This window comes from Bradyrhizobium sp. 1 (assembly GCF_023073315.1).
In the GTDB taxonomy this organism is placed as follows: Bacteria; Pseudomonadota; Alphaproteobacteria; order Rhizobiales; family Xanthobacteraceae; genus Bradyrhizobium.
This window is the reverse complement of the sequence record NZ_JADPJH010000034.1, coordinates 342839-364317: the sequence shown is the minus strand read 5'-3', so window position 1 is coordinate 364317 and position 21479 is coordinate 342839. Positions and strand designations below refer to the sequence as shown.

Sequence of the window (21479 nt, the reverse complement as noted above, 5' to 3'; positions counted from 1 at the left end):
GAGGCGGCTATTCCGCCGCCTTCTCCCCACTTCTGCCGGGGTGATCCACAGTGCCAACCAATTTGTCCGCTCGTCTCTGTACCTTTGTCCTCTCGCTATTCCTGATCGCGTTCGCACTGCCGGCCTTCGCCGGTCCGTTCGAGGATGCGGTCGCCAAATTCGCCAATGATGACTTCTCCGACACGGATGAGGCGATCGGCGTCGTCGCAAGCAGCGGCAACAAGCTGGCCCTTCCCATCATCAGCGCGCTTCAGGACGGCCGTCTCATGGCCGACCCTGACAGCAAGAAGGTTTACGTCACCGGTGCCGACGGCAAGTCGATCGATGCCGCGACCGGCGAGCCCGTCGCCAGCGTTCCCGACAGCGCGAGCGCGGTGCGTCTCAACAACCGCCTGCGCCGTAGCGTCGATGCCGCGATCGGCAGCCTGACGCTTCAGTCGCCGGATGTCGGAACGCGGCTCCAGGCTGCGCAATCCGTCTTCAAGTCGCACGAGGAGACGGCGCTCGAGGCGGTTGATGGCGCGCTGGCCAAGGAGACCAACAAATCCATCAAGGCTGCGCTGGGCGACGCCCGTGCGGCGATCCTGCTGTTCAAGTCTGATGCCACCGAGGTCGAGAAGCTCGAGGCGGTCGCCACTCTCAAGGCCCGCGGCGACCAGGAAGCGTTGGGACTGCTCACCGGCATGGGCGACCAGCCGGCCTCGGTGACCAAGGCCGCGGCGAGCGCAATCGGTTCGATCCAGAGCTCGCTCGCGGTCTGGTCCACGGTTCAGAATGCCTGGTACGGTCTCTCACTGGGCTCGGTGCTGCTGCTCGCCGCGATCGGGCTCGCCATCACCTTCGGCGTGATGGGCGTCATCAACATGGCCCATGGCGAGATGGTGATGATCGGCGCCTACACCACCTTCGTGGTGCAGGAGGTGATCCGCACCCGCTTTCCCGGCCTGTTCGACTATTCGCTGTTGATCGCGGTGCCGCTCGCCTTCGTCGTCGCCGGCGCCATCGGCGTGCTGATCGAGCGCAGCATCATCCGCTTCCTCTATGGCCGTCCGCTGGAAACGCTGCTCGCGACCTGGGGCCTGTCGCTGGTGCTCCAGCAGGCGGTGCGTACCATGTTCGGCCCGACCAATCGCGAAGTCGGCAATCCCTCCTGGATGAGCGGCGCGTTCGAGCTCGGCCAGATCACCATCACCTATAACCGGCTCTGGATCCTCGTCTTCACGCTAGCGGTGTTCGCGATCCTGCTGGCGATGCTGCGCTACACCGCGCTCGGGCTCGAGATGCGCGCGGTGACGCAGAACCGCCGCATGGCGGCCTCGATGGGTATCGCGACTTCGCGCGTTGACGCACTGACCTTCGGGCTCGGCTCGGGCATCGCGGGCATCGCCGGCGTGGCGCTGTCGCAGATCGACAATGTCAGCCCCAATCTCGGCCAGAGCTACATCATCGACAGCTTCATGGTCGTGGTGTTCGGCGGTGTCGGTAATCTGTGGGGTACCCTGGTCGGCGCCTTCACGCTCGGCATCGCCAACAAATTCCTGGAGCCGGTCGCCGGTGCCGTGCTCGGCAAGATCGCCATCCTGGTTCTCATCATCCTGTTCATTCAAAAGCGGCCGCGCGGCCTGTTCGCGCTCAAGGGCCGTGCGGTGGAAGCATGACCCCTCACATGCTGACGCGATCGCTGGACCGCGGCGCGACGATTTTCCTGCTGGTTGTCGCCGCGCTGGGCGTGTTGATTCCGCTGTCCAACCTGCTGCTCCCCGCGGGCTCGTTCCTGCAAGTGCCGACCTATCTCGTCGCGCTCTGGGGAAAATATGTCTGCTACGCCATCCTGGCACTCTCGATCGACCTGATCTGGGGCTATTGCGGCATTCTCTCGCTCGGCCACGGTGCGTTCTTCGCGCTCGGCGGTTACGCCATGGGCATGTATCTGATGCGGCAGATCGGCACCCGCGGCGTCTACGGCAATCCGGTCCTGCCCGACTTCATGGTGTTCCTGAACTATTCGAAGCTGCCCTGGTCCTGGTACGGCTTCGACATGTTCTGGTTCGCGGCGCTGATGGTGCTGGTCGTGCCCGGGCTGCTCGCCTTCTGCTTCGGCTGGCTCGCCTTCCGCTCACGTGTCACCGGCGTGTATCTTTCGATCATCACGCAGGCGATGACCTATGCCCTGCTGCTCGCCTTCTTCCGCAACGACTTTGGCTTCGGCGGCAACAACGGCCTGACCGATTTCAAGGACATTTTGGGATTCAACGTGCAGGCCGAGGGCACCCGTGCCGCGCTGTTCGCGCTGAGCTGCCTAGCGCTGATCCTCAGCTTTCTGATCTGCCGCTCGGTCGTGTCCTCCAAGCTCGGCAAGGTCCTGATCGCCATCCGCGATGCGGAATCGCGCAGCCGCTTCCTCGGCTATCGCGTCGAATCCTACAAGCTGTTCGTGTTCACGCTCTCGGCCTGCATGGCCGGCGTCGCCGGTGCGCTCTATGTGCCGCAAGTCGGCATCATCAACCCATCCGAATTCGCGCCCGGGAACTCGATCGAGGCGGTGATCTGGGTCGCGGTCGGCGGGCGTGGCACGCTGGTCGGCGCCGCGCTCGGCGCCGTCGTGGTCAATTACGCCAAGACCGTATTCACCTCGGGCATGCTGGCGCCGTACTGGCTGTTCATGCTGGGTGCGATGTTCATCCTGGTGACGCTGCTGCTGCCGAAGGGCATCGTCGGCACCTTCAACGCCTGGTGGGACTCGACGAAGGAAAAACGCGCCGGCGCGATCGTTGCGAGCGCGGCGGCTGAGGACGGCGTCACCGAACCGAAGATGGCGGAGTAGGCGCAATGAATGTCATGGACACCCGCGCGACGTCCGCACTGCTCTATCTCGACGGCGTGCACGTCTCGTTCGACGGCTTCCACGCCATCAACAATCTGTCGCTGACGCTCGCGCCCGGCGAGATGCGCGCCATCATCGGGCCGAACGGCGCCGGCAAGACCACGATGATGGACATCATCACCGGCAAGACCAAGCCCGACGAGGGTACAGTGCTGTTCGACGGCGTCACCGATCTGACGCGGCTCGACGAGACCCGTATCGCCGAGCTCGGCATCGGCCGCAAATTCCAGAAGCCGACGGTATTCGAGAGCCAGACCGTGCAGGACAATTTGCTGCTCGCGCTCAATGTCGACCACAGCGTCAAGGGCACGTTGTTCTGGCGCGGCAGCAAACCGGAATCGGAACGCATCGACAAGGTGCTGGAGACCATCCGCCTCACTGACGCGCGCAATCGCCTTGCGGGCAGCCTCAGCCATGGCCAGAAGCAATGGCTCGAGATCGGCATGCTGCTGGCGCAGGACCCAAAACTGCTGCTGGTCGACGAGCCCGTCGCCGGCATGACCGACGTCGAGACGCATCTCACCGCCGAGCTGCTGAAAGAGATCAACAAGACCCACACCGTGATGGTGGTCGAGCACGACATGACGTTCGTGCGCGAGCTCGGCGTCAAGGTCACCTGCCTGCACGAAGGCACGGTGCTCGCGGAAGGAACCATCGACCAGGTCTCGTCCAACGAGCGGGTCATCGAAGTGTATCTGGGGCGCTGAGCGATGCTTGAGGTCAAGGACATCAACCTGTTCTACGGCGCGGCGCAGGCGCTGCGCGGCGTCTCGATCGCGGCCGAGCCCGGCAAGGTGACTTGCGTGCTCGGGCGCAACGGCGTCGGCAAGACCTCGCTGCTGCGCGCCATGGTCGGGCAATATCCGATCTCGTCCGGCGCAATCGTGTTCGACGGCAGCGACATCACCGGCCTCAAGCCCTATGAGCGGGCCCGCAAGGGCATCGGGTTCGTGCCGCAGGGTCGCGAGATCTTTCCGCTGCTGACGGTCGAGGAGAACCTCAAGACCGGATTCGGCCCGCTCAAGCGTGAGGACAGGAATATTCCGGACGACGTGTTCTCGCTGTTTCCGGTACTGCAATCGATGCTTGGCCGTCGCGGCGGCGACCTCTCCGGCGGCCAGCAGCAGCAGCTCGCGATCGGCCGTGCGCTGGTGATGCGGCCAAAACTGCTCCTGCTCGACGAGCCGACCGAAGGCATTCAGCCCTCGATCATCAAGGACATCGGCCGCGCCATCTCCTATTTGCGCAATCTCGGCAACATCGCCATCGTGCTGGTCGAACAATATCTCGACTTTGCCTGCGAACTCGGCGACAGTTTTGCCGTGATGGATCGCGGCGCGGTGAAGTTCACCTGCGACCGCTCCAATCTCGATCCGGCCGAAATCAGCCGCCAGATGGCGCTGTAATCCGAAAATTTCTGCCGCGACCGGCTGGGGAGACGGATGCGCAGCGACGTTTCAGCGACGTCTTCGGTGTTCGAAGCCAACCGTGCCCGCGGCGCGGTGCGCTTCGACGTGCATGCCCGCGACGGCGTGACGCGTCGCGGCACCTTGTATGAGTCCGGCTCGCTGCGCGTACGCTTTCCCTCGCCGGAAGACGACGGGCTCTCCGGCGTGTTCGTCAACACGGCGGGCGGTGTCGCCGGCGGCGACTGCTTCGATATCGACATCGCAGCTGGCCAGGGCTCGCGCCTGACATTGACCACGGCGGCGGCCGAGAAGGTCTATCGTGCGCCGGGAGGGGCGGCGCAGCTCAATATCGCCTTGAAGGTCGGCGCGGGCGCGCATCTCGGCTGGTTGCCGCAAGAGACGATCCTGTTCGACCGCGCCCGTGTCCATCGCCGCTTCAACATAGAGTTAGATGAGACGGCTTCGCTGCTGCTTTGCGAAATTGTCGTGTTCGGCCGCACCGCCATGGGCGAACGGATGGAGCAGGGCGAGTTCGTCGACCGCTGGCGGCTGCGTCGCGGCGGCAGGCTTGTATTCGCCGAGACTGTCAGGCTCGACGGCAACATCGGCGCAAAACTTGGGCGATCCGCGTTTGCCAATGGCGGTGCTGCGATCGGCACGGCCCTGATCGTGCCCGGTGACGAGGCATTGATCGAGCGCATCCGTGAGACGTCGGACGCATTCTCCGGCGAGGTCGGGATATCCGCCTGGAATGGCTTTGCAATGGCGCGGTTCTGTGCCCAAGATGCGGCGCGTTTGCGCGCCGACATGATGGCCGTGCTGGCGCGCACCGGTGCCGCGCTGCCGCGCCTGTGGCTGAATTGACGTGTTGAACGGAAGAGATTCTTCATGAACCTGTCTCCCCGCGAAAAGGACAAGCTTCTGATTTCGATGGCGGCCATCGTGGCCCGCCGCCGGCTGGACCGCGGCGTCAAGCTTAACCATCCCGAATCGATCGCGATCATCTCCGATTTCATCCTCGAAGGCGCGCGCGACGGCCGCACCGTCGCCGAGCTGATGCAATCCGGCGCGCAGGTCCTCACCCGCGAGCAGGTGATGCCGGGCATTCCCGAGATGATCCACGACATCCAGGTCGAGGCGACGTTCCCGGACGGGACTAAGCTCGTCACCGTGCACGAGCCGATCAGGTAGGAGTAAGACGCATGATCCCCGGCGAAACCTTCATCCAGGACGGCGAGATCGAGCTCAATGCCGGCCGCAAGACCGTGACGCTGACGGTCGCCAACACCGGCGACCGCCCGATCCAGGTCGGCTCGCACTACCATTTCTTCGAGACCAACCCGGCGCTGAAATTCGACCGCAAGAAAGCCCGCGGAATGCGCCTCGACATCGCCGCCGGCACAGCCGTCCGCTTCGAACCCGGCCAGACCCGCGACATCCAGCTCGTCGCGCTCGCCGGCAAGAAGACCATTTATGGTTTTCGTGGCGACGTCATGGGGAAGCTGTGAGTACAGGAACGAGCACGGCGCGGCGCGGTTGAGGCAGAAACGGAGGTCTTTGCCATGCTGTCGCCCATCCGCCTCATCTCCGAAGCCGCCGAACTTGCCGCGCGCCGTCACAATGGCGTGGCGCGCAAGGGACGCGGCAACGAGCCCTATATCAATCATCTCGCCGAAGTCGCGAACCTGCTCGCCACCGCGACCGACGGTGCCGATGCCGAGCTGGTTGCAGCCGGCTGGCTGCATGATTCAATCGAAGACACCGACACCACGCGCGAGGAGCTCGCGCAGAGATTATCGGAGCGTGTCGCCTCGCTCGTGGTCGAATGCACCGACGATATGGACCTGCCCAAGGCTGAGCGCCGGCGGAAGCAAATCGAGGACGCTCCGCATAAATCTCCCAGCGCAAAGCTGATCAAGATCGCCGACAAGGTCAGCAATATCGGGGCGCGCATTCAGTCCGATCCGACCACTGAGGAGCGCGACGAGCTCGCCGACTATGCCGGCTGGGCTGAGCAGGTGGTCGCGGGCTGCCGCGGCGGCAATCCATGGCTCGACACGAAATTCGACGATGCCGTGAAAGCAGCGAGGGCGTTGCTGTGATCCACCAAACATTCAAACGCAAACGGGGCTTGTGATGTCCGTCAAGATCAAACGTTCCGTCTATGCCGACATGTTCGGCCCGACCACCGGCGACAGGGTGCGGCTGGCCGACACCGATCTCATCATCGAGGTCGAGAAGGATTTCACCACCTATGGCGAGGAGGTGAAGTTCGGCGGCGGCAAGGTGATCCGCGACGGCATGGGGCAGTCGCAAGTCACCAACAAGCAGGGCGCGGCCGACACCGTCATCACCAATGCGCTGATCGTCGACCATTGGGGCATCGTGAAGGCCGACGTCGCGATCAAGGAGGGCATGATTTCGGCGATCGGCAAGGCCGGCAATCCCGACATTCAGCCCGGTGTCACCATCATCATCGGCCCCGGTACCGACGTGATCGCGGGCGAGGGAAAAATCCTCACCGCTGGCGGCTTCGACAGCCACATCCATTTCATCTGCCCGCAGCAGATCGATCACGCGCTGATGTCCGGCGTCACCTCGATGCTCGGCGGCGGCACCGGCCCGTCGCACGGCACCTTCGCCACCACCTGCACGCCGGGCCCGTGGCACATGGGGCGGATGATCCAGTCGTTCGATGCCTTCCCGGTCAATCTGGGCATCTCCGGCAAGGGCAACGCCTCGCGCCCGGCCGCCCTGGTCGAGATGATCAAGGCCGGCGCCTGCGCGCTGAAGCTGCACGAGGATTGGGGCACGACGCCGGCTGCGATCGACAATTGCCTGTCGGTCGCCGACGATTACGATGTCCAGGTCATGCTGCATTCCGATACGCTGAACGAGTCAGGTTTCGTCGAGGACACGATCAAGGCGTTCAAGGGCCGCACCATCCATGCCTTCCACACCGAGGGTGCCGGCGGCGGGCACGCGCCTGACATCATCAAGATTGCGGGCCTGAAGAACGTGCTGCCGTCCTCGACCAATCCGACGCGGCCGTTTACCCGCAACACCATCGACGAGCATCTCGACATGCTGATGGTGTGCCACCACCTCGATCCCTCGATCGCGGAGGACCTCGCGTTTGCCGAGAGCCGCATCCGCAAGGAAACCATCGCCGCCGAGGACATCCTGCACGATCTCGGCGCGCTCTCGATGATGTCTTCGGATTCGCAAGCCATGGGCCGCCTCGGCGAGGTCATCATCCGGACCTGGCAGACCGCCGACAAGATGAAGAAGCAGCGCGGAGCGCTGCCGCAGGACAAGGGCAAGGACAACGACAATTTTCGCGTCAAGCGCTATATCGCCAAATACACCATCAACCCCGCGATCGCACATGGCGTGTCAAAGCTGATCGGGTCGGTGGAGAAGGGCAAGATGGCCGACCTCGTGCTGTGGTCGCCGGCCTTCTTCGGCGTCAAGCCGGATTGCATCGTCAAGGGCGGTATGATCGTCGCCGCGCCGATGGGCGATCCCAACGCCTCGATCCCTACGCCGCAGCCGGTGCATTACCAGCCGATGTTCGGCGCCTTCGGCAAGGCGCGTACGGCCTCTTCCGTCGTCTTCACGTCGAAGGCGGCCATCACCGGCGGCCTCGCGCGAAAACTCGGCATCGAGAAGAAGCTCTATGCCGTCCAGAACACCCGCAGCAAGATCTCCAAGAAGAGCATGATCCACAACGACGCCACACCCAATATCGAGGTCGATCCGGAGACCTATGAGGTGCGTGCCGACGGCGAGCTGCTCACCTGTGCGCCCGCGGAGGTGCTTCCGATGGCGCAGCGATATTTCATGTACTGAGCGCATCGCATGGAGGCTCCACATGGAGATCAGCGCACCAGAACTGTTCCTGAAGTACCACTATGCTGAAGGGAAGGATCTGCTGAAGGCATTTCTGACTCTGCAGTCGGCCACTCTGGTACTTTCCATTACCTTCGCTGAGAAAATCGTGGAGTTCAAAGCCTCGAGCGGTCGAGCGAAGAACTATTTGATGACGTGCTGGATATCCTTGGTCGTTTCGATTGTTCTCAGCGGGCTTTCGATCTGCGCTATCGCGTTGGCGGGAGGTGTCTCTTTGGCGGATCTCTATGCCAAGAGGACGGTGATCAGTGAGCGGGTTTTCGATTTGGCCGGATGTGCGACGGTATTCGGATTTCTCGGCGGCGCGGTCTTCGTCCTTGCCCTGGTTCTGATGATTTTGGCTGCGAAGCAATCTATGTGGAAAGACGACCTGTCCTGATTAACGACATTCGCGTGCCCGATAGCTATGGCACAGGACCGGCCAATATTATAAAGGGTGAAACAGAAACCAAAAGCCGGGAGGATTTCTCGTGATCTACGTCGTTGCCACCCTGACCATCAAGCCCGAGACGCGCGCCGAATTCATTGCCGCCGCCACCGCCTGCATCAAGGAGACGCGGAAAGAGCCCGGCAATATCGCCTATGATCTGCATGAGAGCGTGACCGATCCCAGCAAGATGGTGTTCGTCGAGCAGTGGGAAAACGCCGAGGCGCTGGTGCCGCATCGCGGCCAGGAGCATATGAAGACCTTCGGCCGCGTCGCGGTGAAGTGCTTCACTGCGCCGCCCAAGATCGAAGTGATCACGCCCGAGAAGGTCGACGTCCGCTAACAAGAACAACAGGACTAACCCATGATCTATGTCATCGCCACCACGCCCATGAAGCCGGAGAACAAGGACGACTTCATCAAGGGGCACAAGGCCTGCACCGTCGACACGCTCAAGGAGAAGGGCTGCCTCTCCTATGACGGCAATGTCAGCGTCAACAACCCCAACCAGTACGTCGTGGTCGAGCGTTGGGAGACGCGTGAAGACCTCAACGCCCACGGTCGGGCGCCGCACATGAAAGTGTGGCGGGAATATTCCGCGCAGATGAAGTCGGCGCCGACGGTGATCGAGATCATCAGCGACGGCAAGGTCGAGAAGCTCTGAGGACATGGCGATGATCCGGGCGACGCAGGTTAGGGGACAGTACCGTTTCACGGAAACGCCGGCGGATACGGTCGTGCTCGATTTCGACGATCGGCACCGCCGCCGCATGGCGATGACGGGGACGCGGGGTCTCGAATTCCTGCTCGACCTGGAAAACGCTGTCGCGCTGCGCGGCGGTGATGCGCTGGTGCTGGAGGACGGTCGGCTGGTCGAAGTGGTGGCGGCACCCGAGCCGCTGCTCGAGATTCGCGGCCACGATCCGCACCATCTCATCCGCGTCGGCTGGCATCTCGGCAACCGTCATCTGCCGACGCAGATCATGGCCAAGGCCTTGCGCATCCGCCGCGACCACGTCATCGAGGCCATGGTGAAGGGCCTCGGTGCCCGCGTGGTCGAGATCGAGGCGCCGTTCGATCCCGAAGGTGGCGCCTATGCGGATGCCGGTCACGCACATGGCCACGACGACCATGCGCACCATGATCACGGCCATCATGGTCACGATCACCATGATCATCACGGCCATGACCACCACGCGCACGATCACGCCGCGCATGGCCATGGCCACGATCACCACGATGAGCATTGCGACCACCCCGACCATCGCCACGGCGACAAGCATGCTCATGACCACAAATGAGCCGGTCGCGGCCTGCGACCTCGCCGAGCGCGAGGCAGCGGCGCTGTATCGGTTGATGACATGGCTGTCGCCGGCGTTCCCCGTCGGTGGCTTCTCCTATTCCAGCGGCATCGAATGGGCGGTCGAGGCGGGCGACGTCACCGACGTCGCGACGCTGGCCGACTGGCTCGACGCGATGCTCGGTGACGGCTCGGGCTTTTGCGATGCGACGTTTCTGGTCCATGCTTACCGTGCCGCTGAAGCCGGCGAAGACGCCACCTTGAGCGAGGTCGCGGAACTCGCCGCCGCCTTCGTGCCGTCGCGCGAGCGGCAGCTCGAGACCACCTCGCAGGGGCGCGCCTTCATCGAAATCTCCCGCGCCGCGTGGGATGCCGACGGACTGGACGCCATGGTCGCGGCATGCCGCACGCCACTGGTTTATCCCGTCGCCGTCGGCGTCGTTGCGGCGATGCACGGCGTACCGCTGGCGCCGACGCTGCACGCCTTCCTGCATGCGCTGGTCTCGAACTGGATCTCGGCGGCAAGCCGGCTCGTTCCGCTCGGTCAGACCGACAGCCAGCGCGTGCTGGTGAAACTGGAGAGCGCCGTTGCCGCGACCGCCAATCGTGCGCTGAATGCGACATTGGACGATCTCGGCAGCGCGACCTTTCGCGCCGATCTCGCCAGCCTGCGGCACGAGACGCAATATACCCGGCTGTTCCGCTCGTGAGCGGTGCGGCCTCTAACTGATCAAGAGAGAGCAAGCCAAATGTCGAAATCTCACGGCCCCTTGCGTGTCGGTATCGGCGGCCCCGTCGGATCGGGCAAGACCGCGCTGATGGACCTGCTCTGCAAGACCATGCGCGAGCGCTACGACATCGCCGCGATCACCAACGACATCTACACCAAATGGGATGCGGAGTTTCTGGTGCGCTCGGGCTCGCTGACGCCGGACCGCATCGCCGGCGTCGAGACCGGCGGCTGCCCGCACACCGCGATCCGCGAGGATGCCTCGATGAATCTCGCGGCGGTTGCGGACATGCGTGCGAAATTCCCCGGGCTCGACCTCGTGCTGATCGAATCCGGCGGCGATAATCTCGCTGCCACTTTTTCCCCGGAGCTGGCCGACCTCACCATCTACGTGATCGACGTCGCCGCCGGCGACAAGATCCCGTCCAAGGGCGGCCCCGGCATCACCCGCTCCGACCTCCTCGTCATCAACAAGATCGATCTCGCGCCCCATGTCGGCGCATCCCTCGAAAAGATGGAGACGGACGCCAGGCGCATGCGCGGCGAGCGCCCTTTCGTCATGACCAACCTGAAGAAGAGCGACGGGCTCGACCGCATCGTCGGCTTCATCGAGGCGAAAGGCGGCCTGAAACGGGCGGGCTGATCGACGCGACGACTTGGCGCAGGCGTTCTTGCCGTTAACGCCCGGGGCCGTACCGGCACCAGCGGAACAAATTTCGGACATGGCGATTAACTACTTTCGGCGCCCCGGGGCAAATCCGCCTTGTAAGTCAATTTGGCCGGACGATCGGCCGGGCAGATTAAGCTTTTCAGGCGACCCAAGTTGCGTACCGATGCCTCCTCCTTCATTATCTCCGCCACTGGGGTCCACCCTGTTTCGGCACATGGCCGTTCGAGCGGCGTTCATATGCTCCGTGTTTATTGCCGACCTCCTGCTTCCGCCTGAGTAGTCGCGTGGTCCGGCTGGGTTTCATCATCGGTTTCATCGCTCTGCTCGGGGTCTTGCTCTCCGGGCTGGCGGCCTATCGTGTCCACGACCAGGAGCTGGCGCTGGACCGGATCGCGCTGGCGCGCGCGATCGACGTCCATGCGAGCCTGGTCCAGGACCGGCTCACCGAGCGCGAGTTGCTTGCGCGTGTCGCCTCAGGCCTGTTCCGTGCGCCGTCGGTGCTCAAGCCCAACATGCTGGAGCCGCTGCGCTCAGCGATCTACGCCTTCAAGACCGATTTCGTGGTGGCCGGCTGGGTCGCCCGGCTCCAGCCGAACGAGCTCGCTGCGGCGCAGGCGGCGATCGCGGCCGCCGGCTTCCCGAAGCCCGAGATTCGCGACTACGGCGACAGGCCGATCGCCCCTGCAAGCCTCACTCAGCCGATCGACGTGCTGATGGACCTCGAGCCGCGCAGCGACGAGACCAAGGCGCTGCCCGGCCGCAGCTACGACCAGGACCCGGTCCGCAGCGCGATGCTCGCCCGGGCCCGGATCGAGAAGAGGTCTGTCGCCTCTGACCCGGTGCCACTCCTGCGCGCAAACGGGGCGGTTGGCATCATCGTCGCGGCCCCCGTCATTCCCGAGGGCGCGACGGAGCCTGTCGGCTTCATCACGTTTTCCTACGAGCTTGCTTCGCTGATGCTGACCAACGACGACATGTCGTTGTTCTCGGTCGCGCTCAGGGATCCGCGCAAGGATGGCGGCGAGCTCGTCGCCAACGACCAGGGCGTGGTCTCCACGCGCATGAGCGCGGATGGCCCGGCGCCATCGGCGACGCGCACCGTGAGCTTCGGCGGGCGTGACTGGCAGCTCGGCTATTACGCCAAGACCAATTCGGCACGGCGCGCGGAGCAGACCGCGATCATCGTGGCTGCGATCGGCTTTGCGATCACCGCGATGGTGTGCGGCCTGTTTGGCTATGTCGCCTACAACAACTTGAGGCTCAGCCGCGAGATCCAGGTGCGGATCGGCTTCGAGCGCCGGCTGACCGCCGTGATCGACGAGCTCAACCACCGGGTCAAGAACATCCTGGCGGTGATCCAGTCGATCGTGACGCGCACGCTGCGCCATGGCGCCGATATCGATGGCGCGCGCGAGCTGCTGATCGGCCGCATCCACGCCATGTCCAACGTGGTCTCGCTGCTCAGCGAGAGCCAGTGGCAGGGCGTCAAGCTGAAGGGCCTGTTCGAAGCGCGCGCCATTCCGCACGCCGACCGCATCGCCGTCACGGGTCCTGATATCGCGGTCAGCGCGCGCGCGGCGCAGAGCCTGTCGCTGCTGTTCTTCGAGCTCGCTTCGCACTCCGACGAGGGCCTGTCGCTGGTCGGCAAGCATCCGCACATCACCGCGAACTGGACGGTGACGGGCGAGGGGACCGATGAGGTCTTCCATTTCCGCTGGGAGGAGTTCAACACCAGCGAGGCGACGCGCCGTCCCGATTCCGATTTCGGCCTGATCCTGCTCGACCGTGTCGCGCCCGAGGCGCTCGGCGGTACCGCCAAGCGCTACTTCACCGACGTCTCCTACGTCTATGAGCTGACCGCGCCGATGGTAACCGTGGTCGACATGACCGAGCGCGATCGCACCGACAAGCTCTCTGCGCCGGTGCGGCCTGCACGATAGCCGCTTGGTTAATCCTTCGGCCGCAAGACCATGTCGACCAGATTGCGCGCATAGGCCGGCGTGATCGGCGCGATGCCGAACACGTAGCGGTAGAACAGGCTGCCATAGATCGCGTCGTAGAGATCTTCAGGCGCCCCGTCGGCCAGAACACTGCCGTCGGTCTGGCCCGCGGCGATCATCTCGACCAGCGCATCGCGGCGGAATTGCAGATAGCGCGCGTAGAACAGCTCCGCCGAGCCGGTCTTCGAGATGCATTCGGAGATGACGGCGAGCTGCACCTTGCCGAACTCGCCCTGAAGCGCCTCGGCATAGGCCGCGGCATGGCGGCGCGCGCGCGCGGCTGGCGTTCCGGAACTCACCGGCGGCAGCGGCAGCATTTGCGCCGCGTGATCAAGGAAGGCGTCGATCAGCAGCGCTTCGCGCGACGGCCACCATTTGTAGATCGTCATCTTGGAGACGCTGGAGTGGCGCGCGACGGCGTCGATGGTTGTGGTGGCGAGACCCGTGGCAGCCATCAGCGCATAGGCGCTTTCGAGAATGGCGTTGGTGGTCTCGATCGACCGCGGCCGACCGCGCTTGGGTGCGCTGTCAGCCTCGTCACCCCCGCTCTTAGCCATCGCCACGCCGGTCTCCTCACGCAAAGCCATTCGGCATAGCGCAGCCACGGCTTTCGGCCTAGCAGAATCGCACGATTATTTGGCTAGCTAGGCCTGCTGCCGCAGCGCCGCAGGCAGGTCCTGCCGCTTCGACCAGGCGATGTAATAGGCCACCGCCGTCATCGCCGCGAAGCCGGCGAGGCTCACCGCGATCTGCATCACCACCAGGTTCGCCCCGGTGATCAGGATGAGATGGCCGGCAAGGGACAGGAATACGGCGACGCAAAACACCGCGAGCCATTCCTCGCCGCATGTGATCACCGCATGAAGCGGCCGCAATTTCAGGCCGGGGTGATCGGCCGGAATGAAATGGGTCGCGAGGAAGGCGAGCGCGAGGAAATGGATCACGCGATAGGGCGCGAGGTTTTCCTTGTCGGTCGGCGCGATGCCGTTGAGGACGACATCCGGCAGGTAAGGAGACAGCGCCGGCGAATGCCGCATCAGGGTGATGGCCATCGCGAAGACGAGATAGGCGCCCGCGACGATCCGCAGCCAGGACATCCCGTGCAGCTTGCGCCCGGGTGCGCCTGTCACGGCGAACCAGCCGCCGAGCACCATCAGCATCTGCCAGCAGAACGGATTGAACGTCCATTCCTGGTCGGGGTAGGCGTGAAAATTCCAGCCGAACCACCGCGCGGCGAGATACAGCGCGATCGAAATCGCCAGCGTCAGGTTCGGATTCCGCAGCAGACCCCACAGTGCGAATGGGAAGAACGCCATCAGCGGGATCATCAGTTGCAGCAGGTCGAGGTTGAGCGGTTCTTCCTGGAGCACCAATCCCTGGACCAGGATGCGCAGCGGGTGCTCGAGAATCCCCGAGATATTGTATTCCTGAATGATCTCCGGCGCCATCGACTGCGAGGCGACATAGGCGATGGTGTCGATATAGATCACGAACAGCACGACATAGGCGGCGTAGAGTCGCCAGACCCGGCGGAAGATCCGCGTCGCCGCGACGACGTAGCCGCGCTCCAGCGCCATCCTGCCGTGGATGATGGCGACGCCATAGCCCACCACGAACACGAACAAATCGGCCGCGCCGCTGAAGCCAAAATTGCGCAGCGTCAGCAAATTGACGACGTTGTTCGGGATGTGGTCGACGAACACCGACCAATTGGCAATGCCGAGCGTCAAATACAGCCTGGCGTCGGGATGAAATGCGGCGAGGTTCGCCTTGACGGACGGTTTCATTGAGTAAAATAGGTTTGGGAATCAGGGTGATGCTTTTACCGGCAACCGCCTGCCTATCCGAGTAGCGTTTGCGTGAGAAGGGCCCAATTCGCTCCAGGTGATGAAAAATTGCGCGTTGGTACGCCGACACGCTGGCAGAGTTCCGTGTACGCGTCCGGTGACGCAACCTCTGGAAAGATCGTGAGCGCGTGGCGGCCCTCGCGAATCGGCGCTCCGCCACCGGTCGCGGTCGATTGTTGCATCATTCTGCGCGTGACTGCAGCGCGTCTGTAGTTTGGAAATAGTAAACCTCTAGAATGGAGAGCTTCCAGCCCGCAACGTTGAACCGCTGCGGTAATTCCCTGCACGGCTGCACCGATCTGCAGCCGTGGGAAGTTGGGGAAGTTGCGGTGGGCATTTTAGAAGTGGGACGCTGGCGGTTCGTGGGAGCCGTCAGTTCGGTTGTTTTGATCGTTGCTACTGGAGGGGCGTCAGCTCAATCATCGACTGCAGCGTCCACCGCCGGGGCGGGTACCGAACTCGGCACGATCGTCGTCGAGGCGAGCGAGGCTCGCAAGCGCACCACGGCATCATCCTCGCGCAGCCGCAGCGCCGCCCGTGCGCGCGCCGCCGCCCGCGCGAATACAGCCGCCAGCGCCGCGGCGGCCGCAGCCGGGGCTGGCACCGGTGCCGGCCGCAAGGAATCGGCTTTCGGCCATGTCGATGGCATGGTCGCCACCCGCAGCGGCACTGGCACCAAGACCGATACGCCGCTGATCGAGACGCCGCTCGCGATCTCCGTGGTGACGCAGGACCAGATCCAGGCGCAGGGCGCGCAGAGCGTCTCCCAGGCGGTGCGCTATACGTCGGGCGTGCGGGCCGAGGCGCAGGGAGCGGATGCGCGCTTCGACCAAATCTTTATTCGCGGCTTTCTCGCCGACCAGTATCTCGATTCGCTGCGGTTGATGAATGCGAGCATCTTTGCCTATCCGATCGTCGAGCCTTTCAATCTCGAGCGTGTCGAGATCCTGCATGGCCCAGCCTCGGTGCTGTATGGCCAGGCGTCGCCCGGAGGCGTGGTCGATCTCGTCTCCAAGCGACCGACGCTCGAGCCGTATCACGAGATGTTCGTCTCCACCGGCAGCTATGGCCGTGCGCAGGCCGGTGTCGACGTCTCCGGGCCGGTCGACAAGAACAGGGAGTTCCTCTACCGCTTCACCGCCTCCGGCTTCGATGTCGGCAGCCAGGTGGAGCACACCAGCTATCAGCGCGTCTCGATCGCGCCGTCGCTGACGTGGCGGCCAGACAACGACACCACTCTTACGGTGCTCGGCACCTACCAGCGCGATCCCAAGGCCGGCTTCTTCAACCTGCTGCCGGCCAACGGTACGGTGTTTCCGGTCGCCGGCGGGATGAAGATCCCGACCGGCTTCTATTCGGGAGAGCCGGGCTTCGACAAGACCGACCGCACGGTGGCATCCATCGGTTATCTGTTCGAGCACCGCTTCAACAACCTGTTCACGGTGCGGCAGAACCTGCGCTACATGGACAACTCCACGGACTTCGCGGTCGTCTCTCCAACCGTATTGACCAACCCGTTCAACCTGCCGCGCGGCGCCTTTTCGACCTATGAGACGCTGCGCTCGCTTGCGCTCGACAACCAGGGCGAGTTGAAGTTCAAGGCTGGTCCGCTCGAACACACCGCCTTGCTCGGAATCGACTACCGCAACTCCGTCGATAACGCGCTTAGCCGCAGTGCGACCGTGGGCGTTCCTGCAATCAACGCCTTCAATCCGGTGTACGGTCTGCCGATCCCGCCGCTGGCCGTCACCTCCAACAACCGCCAGAGGCTCGAGCAGGTCGGCTTCTATGGCCAGGACCAGATCAAGCTCGGCGGATTCGTCGCGTTGCTCGGCCTGCGCTACGACCAGGCGGACCTCAACACCGACAATCTGCTGACCGGCATCACTGCGCCGAAGTCGGATGGTGCCCTGACCAAGCGCGCGGCGCTGCTCTACAAGTTCGACAATGGTGTTGCGCCCTATGTTCAGTACACGGAATCCTTCCAGCCCCGGCTCGGCACCGACTTTTTCGCGCAGGCGTTCAAGCCGACGCGAGGCCAGCAGGAAGAGGTCGGCGTCAAGTACCAGCCCGATCCGAAGACGCTTCTGACCTTGGCGGCTTTCAACCTCGAACAGCAGAACGTGCTGACGCCCGATCCGGACCCGACCCACATCATTGGCGGCGTGCGGGCCAATGTGCAGACCGGCAAGGTACGCGCGCGCGGTATCGAGCTCGAAGGCAAGAGCGAGATCAGTCGCAATCTCACGATGCTCGGTGCCTACACCTACACCGAGATCATCAATACGGAGTCGAATACGGCGAACCTCGGCAAGCGCGTTCCCGGCATACCCGTTCACGCGGCCTCGCTGTGGGCGGACTACACGTTTCATGGCGGCGCGTTTGACGGCTTCGGCATGTCAGGCGGGATCCGCTATCTCGGCGCCTCGCCCGGCAATTCGCTCAATACTTTCGACGTTCCCGCCGCCACTCTGTTCGATGCCGCCGTGCACTACGATCTCGCGGGCATCGGACCGCAATTCAAGGGCTTTCTCGCCAGCGCAAACATCAGCAATATCTTTGACAAGACCTACGTAGAGGTCTGTCAGGACAGCGGTTGCTATTACGGCCTCCGCCGCAGCGTGATTGCGACGCTACGTTACCGCTGGTAGGGGGACAGGATGAGCGAGCGGGCGATCTCCAGCGAACGTGTGCATGAGCGAAAGCCGGCGCTGCGGCGCTGGCTCTTCGTACACAAATGGTCGAGCCTGATTTGCACATTGTTCCTGCTCCTGATCTGCATCACCGGCCTGCCGCTGGTGCTGCGGGACGAGATCGATAGCCTGCTCGACGACGCCTTGCCTTACGCGCAAGTGCCGGAGAGCACGCCCAATGTCAGTCTTGACCGGGTCGTCGACGCAAGCCGGAGACTTTATCCCGGCGAGACGATCATCTCGGTGTTCGTCGACGACGACGAACCCAAGATCATGGTGTTCATGGCGAGTTCGTGGGAGGCGTTCAAGGCCAACCGCAAGGCGATCCACTCGATCAGGTTCGACGCCCACACCGGCGAGGTGCTGAAACAGACGAAGCCATTCGGCGAGGACGGGCTCACCTTCCTGCGACTGATGCTGACGCTGCATCGCGACCTCTTCATGGGGCTGCCGGGCGAGCTGTTCCTCGGTGCGGTGGCGTTGCTGTTTATCGCGGCGATCGTCTCCGGCATCGCCATCTACGGGCCCTTCATGCGCCGGCTCGATTTCGGCACGGTGCGCGCAGCCCGGTCGCGGCGGCTGAAATGGCTCGACCTGCACAATCTGCTCGGTATCGTCACGCTCGGCTGGGCGCTGGTGGTCGGCGCCACCGGGGCGGTCAACGAGCTCTCGACGCCGCTGTTCGCGCTGTGGCAGCAGACCGACGTGCGCGCGATGTTGGCGCCGCTGCAAGGCAAGCCGGTGCCGCAAACCTCCGAACTGGCCTCGCCGCAAGCCGCCTATGACACGGTGAGTGCCGCATTCCCCGACATGACCACGACCAGTGTGGTGTATCCTGGCTCGCCGTTCGGATCGCCATTTCACTACGTCGTCTGGACCAAGGGCAAGCAGCCGCTGATCTCGCGGCTGTTCAGCCCGGTGCTGGTCGACGCCAGAAGCGGCGCGCTGGTGTCCGCGGTGACCATGCCCTGGTATCTGCGCGCACTGGAGCTCTCGCGTCCGCTGCATTTCGGCGATTATGGCGGCATGCCGCTGAAGATCATCTGGGTGCTGCTGGACCTTGTCACCATCCTCGTGCTCGGCAGCGGGCTGTATCTCTGGTTTGCGCGATCGCCGGTACCGAAGATGAGCCGCTCGACGGCCGTCATGCCGCTGACTTCGCCGGGCGGCGCCGAATGACGGGCCGTCGCTCGCTTGCCATGATCTGGCGCTGGCCGTCGCTGCTCGCCGTCCTGAGTGTGTTTGGCCTGTTGGCGGCCTTGCTGGGCCAGACCGGAATATGGCTGCCGCTATGCTGGGGCGCGCTGACCATTCCGCTCGCGGTGGCCGCGATCTGTATCGTCCGCAGCCGAGGCTGACTCGCGATTATTCGGCCGGCTCGGCCGAGGCCTCGTCGGGCACGCCGGCGCGGCTCGCCATGATCCCGAGCGCGACGCCGCCGATGGCGAGGATCGGCAGCAGCCGCTTGATCCCGATGGCGCGAACGATCTGGAGCCCCGTCGCGAGCAGCATGGGGTCGGCGAGCATGCTCTGCGCGGTTGACTTCGCGGCACGCTCGGCCGCGATATGGGCGCGCTTCTGCAGTTGGCGCTTGTAGCCCCAATAGGTGCCTGCGGCCGTGAGCGTCAGCAGGAAGAAGATACCGGCACCTGCGAGACAGGCTTGCACCGGACCGTACTTCTCCAGCACCGAGATAAAGGCGGCGGCACAGAGAAAGCAGGTCGTGATGAACAGCGCGAATGCCGCGCCTGCGGCGAGCGACGTCAGTCGGACCGTCGTGCCGGTCGATGCGCTGATGCCGTCGATGATGCGTTGAAACATGGACTTGCTCCTCAAATCCCCACAAGCCGGATCGTCACCAGCCGACCGCGGCGGCGCCGAGCACCGCCGTCATCACGGTACCGGCCGCCTTACCGGCGCCAGACCGCGCCGATCAGGAAGCCGATGCCAAGCGCGATCCCGACGGTCGCGAGCGGCCGCTGCGTGATCGCGTCCTCCAGCGTTTCCTCGATCGAGCCATAGGCGTCCTGCGCCGCGCCCATCATCGCGCTGCCGCGCTCCGACATATCGTCGAACGTCGTATCCATGTTCTCGCGTGCCTGCTTGTAACCACGCCGGGCCTGCTTGCCCGTCGCGTTGGCAAAGGTATTGAGCGCGTCGGTGATCTGATCGGTGAGGGCGGCGATATCGTTTTTCACGGCTGCTACATCCTTCTCGAGGCGTTCTGCGGTGGCTTTGTCGGTCCAGTCTCTCATCCTGGCTTCGCCGTCGGCTATTGACATTACGGACTCCGAACTGTTGGCGGTGAGATGGACGGAAAACGTTTCGTTGTGAGGTAAGTTCCGTTGGTGAAAACCCGCTACCCTTGAGGCAATTGCGGCGAATTCTCCGGCATCAGGTGCTCTTTCAGGATCAGCCCGACGATCAGGAGCGGCGACGACAGGAACGCACCCATCGGTCCCCACAGCCAGGTCCAGAACGCCAGCGCGATGAAGACGGCGAGCGCGTTCAGCGACAGCCTGCGGCCGATGATGGTCGGCGTGACGAAATGTCCTTCCAGGAAGGTGACGCCGCCGAAGGCCAGTGCCGCCATCAACCCGCCGCCGATGGTCGGGAAAGCGACCAGCCCGACCACGGCCAGCACGACGAACATCGCGATCGGCCCGATGATCGGGATGAAGTTGAGCGCAGCCGCGAGCGCGCCCAGCCCGGCCGGATTCGGCATGCCGGTGACCGCACAGACGATGCCGGTGGCGATGCCGACGCCGACATTGATGACGGTGACGGTCAGAAGGTAATTGCCGAGATGGACCTCGATCTCGTTAAGGATTCGCAGCGTGCGCAGCCGCGCGTCGCGGTCGCCGAAATTCATGATCATCGCGCGCCGCAAATCGCGCCAGCTCGCGATGAACAGGATCAGGGTGGCGAAGAACAGCAGGAATTCGGCGAAGGTCGGCGACAGGAATTCCAGCGTCGGCTGCACCCAGTCGATTTTCGGCAGGGGGAGGCTTGATAGACTATCGGAGCCGCCGACCATAGTTTGCAGTTCCTTCCACAGCGCCAGCGGCCGGTCGAAGACGTGCATCTTCTCCTTCAGCTGCGCGCCCAGCTCCGGCAGGCGTGAACTCCACTCCATGGCGGGCACGGCAATCAGCGCCACGACGAACGCGACCAGCGTCGTCACTGCGGTCACGATCAGCACCGCACCGAGCGCGCGTGGCACGTGCCGCCGTTCGAGAAAGCTTGCGGCCGGTGACAGCATGGTGCCGGCAACGACGGCCATCACGACCGGGAGGAAAAACGCCTTGGCAAGATAGAGCACCGCGATGATGGCGATCAGGAGCAGGCCGGCGAGCGCAAAGGCGACGAACTCGGTGCGCCGGATCATCGGCGGCAACTCACTGCGGCTGTCGGGAAGCGGAGCGCCTTCGTTGTTGCCGGGAAGCAGACGTTCAGAGGGAAGGACGCGCACAATATCTCTCCCGCACGGAGGTCTCCGGGCGCCCATTGGTGTGAAGGGAACGCCCGAGGGGCGTCGCGGTTCCATCGCGGTTTCGTGAAGTCTTGATCGCTTGACTGTGACGTCGGTGCCGCAGACGGCGGCGGA

24 protein-coding genes are annotated in these 21479 nt (G+C 63.9%); 19 read left to right on the top strand and 5 right to left on the bottom strand.

What is annotated here, in order from left to right; all coding sequences use genetic code 11:
* Positions 1–50: 50 nt before the first annotated feature.
* The 16 genes from urtB (at position 51) to IVB29_RS31615 (ending at position 13272) form a co-directional block, all read left to right on the top strand.
* Complete coding sequence (gene urtB, locus IVB29_RS31690) at positions 51–1658, top strand: urea ABC transporter permease subunit UrtB (protein ID WP_247507339.1); 1608 nt, start codon at positions 51–53, stop codon at positions 1656–1658.
* Positions 1655–2824: an urea ABC transporter permease subunit UrtC gene (gene urtC / locus IVB29_RS31685; protein WP_247507338.1), complete on the top strand. Its 1170-nt coding sequence runs from the start codon at positions 1655–1657 to the stop codon at positions 2822–2824. The genes urtB and urtC overlap by 4 nt, the downstream gene beginning before the upstream one ends.
* Positions 2825–2829: 5 nt before the next feature.
* Complete coding sequence (gene urtD / locus IVB29_RS31680; protein WP_247507337.1) at positions 2830–3591, top strand: urea ABC transporter ATP-binding protein UrtD; 762 nt, start codon at positions 2830–2832, stop codon at positions 3589–3591.
* Positions 3592–3594: 3 nt separating this feature from the next.
* On the top strand, positions 3595–4290 hold the full coding sequence (gene urtE, locus IVB29_RS31675; RefSeq protein WP_247507336.1) for an urea ABC transporter ATP-binding subunit UrtE: 696 nt from the start codon (positions 3595–3597) through the stop codon (positions 4288–4290).
* A gap of 36 nt (positions 4291–4326) precedes the next feature.
* Entirely contained in the window at positions 4327–5157 is an 831-nt protein-coding gene (locus IVB29_RS31670) for an urease accessory protein UreD (RefSeq protein ID WP_247507335.1), read from the top strand.
* A 24-nt stretch (positions 5158–5181) separates the two neighbouring features.
* Complete coding sequence (locus tag IVB29_RS31665; protein WP_247343801.1) at positions 5182–5484, top strand: urease subunit gamma; 303 nt, start codon at positions 5182–5184, stop codon at positions 5482–5484.
* A gap of 11 nt (positions 5485–5495) precedes the next feature.
* Positions 5496–5801, top strand: a complete 306-nt coding sequence (locus IVB29_RS31660) for an urease subunit beta (protein WP_247507334.1) — start codon at positions 5496–5498, stop codon at positions 5799–5801.
* Between the two features lie 54 nt (positions 5802–5855).
* Positions 5856–6395, top strand: coding sequence for an HD domain-containing protein (locus IVB29_RS31655; protein ID WP_247507333.1), 540 nt, complete (start codon positions 5856–5858; stop codon positions 6393–6395).
* A gap of 34 nt (positions 6396–6429) precedes the next feature.
* Complete coding sequence (ureC, locus tag IVB29_RS31650; RefSeq protein ID WP_247507332.1) at positions 6430–8145, top strand: urease subunit alpha; 1716 nt, start codon at positions 6430–6432, stop codon at positions 8143–8145.
* A 22-nt stretch (positions 8146–8167) separates the two neighbouring features.
* A complete protein-coding gene (locus IVB29_RS31645; protein ID WP_247507331.1) occupies positions 8168–8584 on the top strand; it encodes a hypothetical protein in 417 nt (138 codons plus the stop codon).
* A 91-nt stretch (positions 8585–8675) separates the two neighbouring features.
* Positions 8676–8975, top strand: a complete 300-nt coding sequence (locus IVB29_RS31640) for a putative quinol monooxygenase (RefSeq protein WP_247507330.1) — start codon at positions 8676–8678, stop codon at positions 8973–8975.
* Between the two features lie 21 nt (positions 8976–8996).
* Positions 8997–9296: a putative quinol monooxygenase gene (locus tag IVB29_RS31635; protein ID WP_247507329.1), complete on the top strand. Its 300-nt coding sequence runs from the start codon at positions 8997–8999 to the stop codon at positions 9294–9296.
* 10 nt (positions 9297–9306) lie between these two features.
* The gene (locus IVB29_RS31630; RefSeq protein ID WP_247507328.1) at positions 9307–9933 is read left to right on the top strand and encodes an urease accessory protein UreE; all 627 of its coding nucleotides are present in this window, start codon (positions 9307–9309) and stop codon (positions 9931–9933) included.
* Positions 9914–10642, top strand: coding sequence for an urease accessory protein UreF (locus IVB29_RS31625; protein ID WP_247507682.1), 729 nt, complete (start codon positions 9914–9916; stop codon positions 10640–10642). The genes IVB29_RS31630 and IVB29_RS31625 overlap by 20 nt, the downstream gene beginning before the upstream one ends.
* 39 nt (positions 10643–10681) lie before the next feature.
* Positions 10682–11305 (top strand): urease accessory protein UreG, encoded by a 624-nt coding sequence (gene ureG / locus IVB29_RS31620; RefSeq protein ID WP_247507327.1) that lies wholly within the window; start codon positions 10682–10684, stop codon positions 11303–11305.
* 311 nt (positions 11306–11616) lie between these two features.
* On the top strand, positions 11617–13272 hold the full coding sequence (locus IVB29_RS31615; RefSeq protein ID WP_247507326.1) for an HWE histidine kinase domain-containing protein: 1656 nt from the start codon (positions 11617–11619) through the stop codon (positions 13270–13272).
* An 8-nt stretch (positions 13273–13280) separates the two neighbouring features.
* On the opposite strand, the gene IVB29_RS31610 is transcribed toward IVB29_RS31615, so the two are convergent.
* Both IVB29_RS31610 and IVB29_RS31605 read right to left on the bottom strand, forming a co-directional pair.
* Positions 13281–13889, bottom strand: coding sequence for a TetR/AcrR family transcriptional regulator (locus tag IVB29_RS31610; protein WP_247507681.1), 609 nt, complete (start codon positions 13887–13889; stop codon positions 13281–13283).
* An 87-nt stretch (positions 13890–13976) separates the two neighbouring features.
* Complete coding sequence (locus tag IVB29_RS31605; protein ID WP_247507325.1) at positions 13977–15119, bottom strand: OpgC domain-containing protein; 1143 nt, start codon at positions 15117–15119, stop codon at positions 13977–13979.
* A 389-nt stretch (positions 15120–15508) separates the two neighbouring features.
* On the opposite strand from IVB29_RS31605, the gene IVB29_RS31600 reads away from it, so the two are divergent.
* Genes IVB29_RS31600 through IVB29_RS31590 form a run of 3 tightly spaced genes read left to right on the top strand, consistent with a single transcriptional unit; the run spans position 15509 to position 19230 of the window.
* Positions 15509–17830 carry a TonB-dependent siderophore receptor gene (locus IVB29_RS31600; RefSeq protein ID WP_247507324.1) on the top strand — a complete coding sequence of 774 codons (2322 nt, stop codon included), beginning with the start codon at positions 15509–15511 and terminating at the stop codon, positions 17828–17830.
* A gap of 9 nt (positions 17831–17839) precedes the next feature.
* Positions 17840–19051 (top strand): PepSY-associated TM helix domain-containing protein, encoded by a 1212-nt coding sequence (locus IVB29_RS31595; protein ID WP_247507323.1) that lies wholly within the window; start codon positions 17840–17842, stop codon positions 19049–19051.
* The gene (locus tag IVB29_RS31590; protein ID WP_247507322.1) at positions 19048–19230 is read left to right on the top strand and encodes a hypothetical protein; all 183 of its coding nucleotides are present in this window, start codon (positions 19048–19050) and stop codon (positions 19228–19230) included. Before IVB29_RS31595 ends, IVB29_RS31590 begins: the two co-directional genes overlap by 4 nt.
* A 7-nt stretch (positions 19231–19237) precedes the next feature.
* On the opposite strand, the gene IVB29_RS31585 is transcribed toward IVB29_RS31590, so the two are convergent.
* From IVB29_RS31585 to IVB29_RS31575, 3 genes are all read right to left on the bottom strand, one after another.
* Entirely contained in the window at positions 19238–19693 is a 456-nt protein-coding gene (locus tag IVB29_RS31585; protein ID WP_247507321.1) for a hypothetical protein, read from the bottom strand.
* Between the two features lie 89 nt (positions 19694–19782).
* Positions 19783–20154, bottom strand: coding sequence for a DUF883 family protein (locus IVB29_RS31580; RefSeq protein ID WP_247507320.1), 372 nt, complete (start codon positions 20152–20154; stop codon positions 19783–19785).
* A 77-nt stretch (positions 20155–20231) separates the two neighbouring features.
* Positions 20232–21344 (bottom strand): AI-2E family transporter, encoded by a 1113-nt coding sequence (locus tag IVB29_RS31575; protein WP_247507319.1) that lies wholly within the window; start codon positions 21342–21344, stop codon positions 20232–20234.
* Positions 21345–21479 lie beyond the last annotated feature (135 nt).